Source organism: Pseudomonas sp., assembly GCF_036387035.1.
Taxonomy (GTDB): Bacteria; Pseudomonadota; Gammaproteobacteria; order Pseudomonadales; family Pseudomonadaceae; genus Aquipseudomonas.
This window is the reverse complement of sequence record NZ_DASVUM010000217.1, coordinates 1-3062: the sequence shown is the minus strand read 5'-3', so window position 1 is coordinate 3062 and position 3062 is coordinate 1. Positions and strand designations below refer to the sequence as shown.

The 3062-nt window shown below is 58.7% G+C and carries 5 protein-coding genes; 2 read left to right on the top strand and 3 right to left on the bottom strand.

Annotation, left to right across the window (positions count from 1 at the left end):
* Positions 1 to 41 precede the first annotated feature (41 nt).
* The gene (locus VF672_RS20220; RefSeq protein ID WP_074888447.1) at positions 42 to 566 is read left to right on the top strand and encodes an outer membrane protein assembly factor BamE; all 525 of its coding nucleotides are present in this window, start codon (positions 42 to 44) and stop codon (positions 564 to 566) included.
* A gap of 87 nt (positions 567 to 653) precedes the next feature.
* Here VF672_RS20220 and VF672_RS20215 read toward each other — a convergent pair whose 3' ends face one another.
* Genes VF672_RS20215 through VF672_RS20205 form a run of 3 tightly spaced genes read right to left on the bottom strand, consistent with a single transcriptional unit; the run spans position 654 to position 2812 of the window.
* Positions 654 to 974, bottom strand: coding sequence for an RnfH family protein (locus VF672_RS20215; RefSeq protein WP_331106311.1), 321 nt, complete (start codon positions 972 to 974; stop codon positions 654 to 656).
* Positions 967 to 1401 (bottom strand): type II toxin-antitoxin system RatA family toxin, encoded by a 435-nt coding sequence (locus VF672_RS20210; protein WP_037015170.1) that lies wholly within the window; start codon positions 1399 to 1401, stop codon positions 967 to 969. Before VF672_RS20210 ends, VF672_RS20215 begins: the two co-directional genes overlap by 8 nt.
* A gap of 7 nt (positions 1402 to 1408) precedes the next feature.
* Complete coding sequence (locus VF672_RS20205; RefSeq protein ID WP_331106310.1) at positions 1409 to 2812, bottom strand: sodium-dependent transporter; 1404 nt, start codon at positions 2810 to 2812, stop codon at positions 1409 to 1411.
* A 128-nt stretch (positions 2813 to 2940) separates the two neighbouring features.
* Here VF672_RS20205 and VF672_RS20200 point away from each other — a divergent pair.
* On the top strand, positions 2941 to 3062 hold a 122-nt coding region (locus tag VF672_RS20200), incomplete at its 3' end, for an SsrA-binding protein (RefSeq protein ID WP_331106312.1).

Below are 3062 nucleotides of genomic sequence, written 5' to 3'. Positions count from 1 at the left end.
GTTTACGTTGTCCCAGCCAAGATAGTGGAAGTCGCCCACCGATGCAAAACACCAAGCTCTTGCTAACCAGTTTCACCTTCGTGGGACTGCTCGCACTCGCCGGTTGTTCATTCCCCGGGGTTTATAAAATCGACATCCAACAGGGCAATGTCGTCACGCAGGACATGATAGACCAGTTACGCCCGGGAATGACCCGTCGGCAAGTAAGGTTTATCATGGGCAACCCCCTGTTGACCGACACCTTCCACCCTGAACGCTGGGACTATCTGTACAGCCTGCAGCCCGGTGGTGGCGAACGCCAGCAGGAGCGCGTCAGCCTGATCTTCAACGGTAACGACCAGTTGGCGAGCCTGTCCGGCGACTTCAAGCCGGGCGTCAGCCGCGACGAGGCCATCCTCGGCAAAAGCAGCGACACGACTGTCACCCCCGAAAACCAAGGGACGCAGCCGCCAAAGGAAGAACCACCCAAGCCTGGTTCATTGCTTGAGCAGATTCAGAACGACGTCGACAAAGTCGAGACCGTGCCCGTTCCTTCTCAGGAACCACTGGACACGAACCCGCGCTGATCGACCGTTTTCTTCTCGAATCAGCCGCACAAAAAAGCCCGGACATCCCGGGCTTTTTTACGCCTTTCAATCGAAGCGATAAGGAAATTAAATCGGCTTTTGCGCCTTTCTCAAGCTCGCCGCTTTCAACGCGCGCAGACGCCGCACCTCTTTCGGGTCAGCAAGCAACGGGCGATAAATCTCGACCCTGTCGCCTGCCGCCAGTTCTCGCCGGTCCGGGTCGTCAACGACTTTACCGAAGATGCCCAATTGGCACCCTTCGATGTCCACTTCAGAAAACCGCTCGCCCAGGCCTGACATAGTGGCCCCGGCGCGGACCGTCGTACCAACAGGCACGTCCAGCGCCAGCAATTCCTGTCGGTCGACGGCGGCGTATACCACCTCAATGCGAATCGTCGGCTCAGCCATGCAGCTCTTTGGCTCGCTGGCAGAAGGCGTCAACCAGCGTGTTGGCGGCTTGGTTGAACAGTGGCCCCAACGTCGCGCGAACGATCGGCCCGGCGTAATCGAATGACAGGTCCAGACTGATCTTGCAGGCCTTTTCATTCAGCGCTTTGAAGGTCCAGACGCCGTGGAGCTGGCTAAAAGGCCCCTCCTCCAGATTCATCTCGATGACCTGCCCCGGCGTCAGGGTATTGCGCGTGACGAAGTGCTGGCTCAAGCCGCCTTTGGCGACCTCGACACGTGCACGCATGGAGGTGTCGCTCTGCTCCAGCACGCTGGCACCCGAACACCATGGCAGAAACTCCGAGTAGCGACTCACGTCGTTGACCAGGTCGTACAGCGCCTGGGCGGGATAGGGCAAAAGGGCGGAACGTTGAATATGCGTAGTCATGTCAGCGTCATTTCCAAAGCTGAGCGGCAAAGACAATCACGATGCCGATCGGCGCCACATAGCGCATCAAAAAGAACGTTAAAGCGAACAGAACAGGGCTGCGCAGCGACAACTCGTCACGCACCGCACCGCGTCCCATCACCCAACCTGCGAATACCACGAAGCACAATCCACCCAGGGGCAGCATGATCCGCGAGGTGAAGAAATCAATCACGCCAAAGAAATCCAGCCCCGACGACGCTCCCCACTGATAGAGATGGAACCCGCCGCCTTCGTTCACGAAAAATTTGGCCTGCTTCCAGATGTTGAACGAGAAGACCGTCCCCAGTCCAACGAACCAGCAGGTGAACGATAGCCAGAAAGTCACCCAGCCGCGGCGTACCTTGGTGCGCTCGACCAGGTACGCGACCATGGGTTCGAGCAGGGAGATGGCCGAACTCCAAGCCGCGACAGCCACAAGCACGAAGAACACCACGCCCATGACGGTGCCGAAGGCGACGTTACCAAAGGCATACGGCAACGTGACAAACATCAGGCCCGGGCCTTCGCTTGGGTTGAGCCCGGCCGCGAATACGATCGGAAACAAGGCAAGACCCGCCAGCAGCGACACGAAGGTGTCGAGCAAGGCCACGCCCACGACCGTCGCGGTGATCGAAGCCTCTTTGGTCATGTAAGCGCCGTAGATCATGATCGAACCGACACCCACGCTCAGCGAGAAAAACGCATGCCCCATCGCCGGAAGCAGGCCATCGAGCAGCTTCTCCGGGGTGAAGTCGAACATGAAATGCACGCCTTCCATGAAGTGTCCGGTGGTCAGGCTGTAGCCCAGCAGAATTACTATAAGCACGAACAGCAACGGCATCAGGATGCGCAGGCTGCGCTCGAGGCCCGCGTTCACGCCTTTGGCAATGGTGATCGCCGACAACAGCATGAACAGCGTGTGCCACCCCACCAAACGCCAGGGGTCTGAGATCATCTCGCCAAAATAGGCGCCGACGCCGTCCGCCGTTACGCCTTTGAAATCACCTTTGCCGACATCGATGATGTATTCGAGCGACCAGCCGCCAACGACGCTATAAAAAGAGAGGATCAACAGCGCGGTGACCATGCCGGCGAATGCGCCCCACGACCACTTCGATGAGTGCCCTGCTTGCAGAGCCAGACTGCGCAGCGCGTTGGCCGGGCTTTGCCGTGCGCGACGGCCGATCAGCGTCTCGGCGATCATGACCGGGATGCCGATCAGCGCGATGCACGCCAGAAACACCAGCACGAACGCACCGCCGCCGTAGACGCCGACCATGTAGGGGAATTTCCATATGCTCCCCAACCCCACGGCAGAGCCGGTGGCAGCCAGGATAAACACCCAGCGACTGGCCCAACTCCCGTGAACCGAAACCTTGTCCGTCGACATTGTTGACACGTCCAACACGCAAAAAAGATCGCGCATTGTCCGGGATTCACTCCACGTGCTCAAGCACACAGCTTCAGCGTGCCGAGCCCATAGCCGAGACGCCCGTTGATCCCTATAATGCGTCGCCTATGGCTAAGCTCAAGAAACATCCCACAGGGACCATCGCGCAAAATAAAAAGGCGCGTCACGATTACTTCATCGAACACAAGTTCGAGGCCGGTCTGGTCCTGGCTGGCTGGGAAGTAAAAAG

Excerpts from the sequence above, each read along its gene's own strand:
- VF672_RS20220 (WP_074888447.1), top strand. The coding sequence starts at position 42 with ATGCAAAACACCAAGCTCTTGCTAACCAGTTTCACCTTCGTGGGACTG.
- VF672_RS20215 (WP_331106311.1), bottom strand. The coding sequence starts at position 974 with ATGGCTGAGCCGACGATTCGCATTGAGGTGGTATACGCCGCCGTCGAC.
- VF672_RS20210 (WP_037015170.1), bottom strand. The coding sequence starts at position 1,401 with ATGACTACGCATATTCAACGTTCCGCCCTTTTGCCCTATCCCGCCCAG.
- VF672_RS20205 (WP_331106310.1), bottom strand. The coding sequence starts at position 2,812 with ATGTCGACGGACAAGGTTTCGGTTCACGGGAGTTGGGCCAGTCGCTGG.